Consider the following 941-nt stretch of genomic DNA (forward strand, 5'->3'; position numbering starts at 1 on the left):
ACTGCATGGCGGGAACTCCCTTTCCCAGGCGTCGAAGTCTTCGTCCGAGATCGGACGGGCAGGACACCTGCTCTGTTGAAACGCGCGGGCCTGCGCAGGGTGGCGGGCGGGGTTGGATTTCCTCGCACGGCGGAAAGCCGATCGCCGCGGTGGCGTTCTCGACCACGACAGTGGAACGGCGCGGGGGCATCCCCGCGCCGTCTCTCCGTTACGCGGCGTGACGACTCACCGCGGGCGAAGCATCGAGTACTCGAAGGCCGCCCGCCTCTGGAGGATCTCCTTCGTCGCGCCCGGCATCACGATGCGCTCGCTCGTGAGATTCCACCGGAGGTCGCCCATCGACACGGTGACCAGGCGGCCGCCCATGCCGAGGAAGCCACCAACCTGCACGACGGCGAGCGGATACGACATGCCGGGTGCGGCCGGCGCGGTCGAGGCCGGGGCGCTCGCAGGCGCCGGCGTCGTTCCCATGACGGCCGAAGGCAGGCCGCTGGCCGGGAAGAGCAGGATGTCCTCCACCTCGCCGATCTTCTCGTCGTTCTCGTTGTAGACGTGGCTGCCGATCAGCTGACTCAGGCGCGGTCGCAGCATCACGGTGGACGCACCCGTTCCCGTGAACAGCGGGACGAGGGCCTGCCGGGTTGTCGCCGCAGCGCTGGCGGTCGGCGGGGTCACTGGGGCGCTAGTGGCGGGCGAGGTCGTCGCAGCCCTGGCGGGCGGCGGGGTCGACGGGGCGCTGGCGGTCGGCGGGGTGGCCGGAGCAGTGCCCGTCTGCGCCATCGCAAGCACCGGCGCGGCAATCAGTCCGGCGGCGAGGATCATCGGAATCAATGGCTGGCGGTTGTTGTCCGGGGACGTCATGGCCGTTTCCTTGTGGGGGTTTAGAAGCACTGCGCGACCGCGGAATGCTCATGACAACAACGCGTGGCGGAGCCGCGAGT

The 941-nt window shown here is 69.7% G+C and carries 1 protein-coding gene; it reads right to left on the reverse strand.

What is annotated here, in order from left to right; genetic code table 11:
- Nucleotides 1–225: 225 nt before the first annotated feature.
- A complete protein-coding gene (locus GWK15_RS25560; protein WP_168044434.1) occupies nucleotides 226–861 on the reverse strand; it encodes a PRC-barrel domain-containing protein in 636 nt (211 codons plus the stop codon).
- Between the last annotated feature and the right edge of the window lie 80 nt (nucleotides 862–941).

This window comes from Neoroseomonas oryzicola, assembly GCF_012163135.1.
GTDB lineage: Bacteria > Pseudomonadota > Alphaproteobacteria > Acetobacterales > Acetobacteraceae > Neoroseomonas > Neoroseomonas oryzicola.

Bases quoted from the DNA above. Each gene is read 5' to 3' on its own strand.
- GWK15_RS25560 (WP_168044434.1), bottom strand. From the start codon at position 861: ATGACGTCCCCGGACAACAACCGCCAGCCATTGATTCCGATGATCCTC.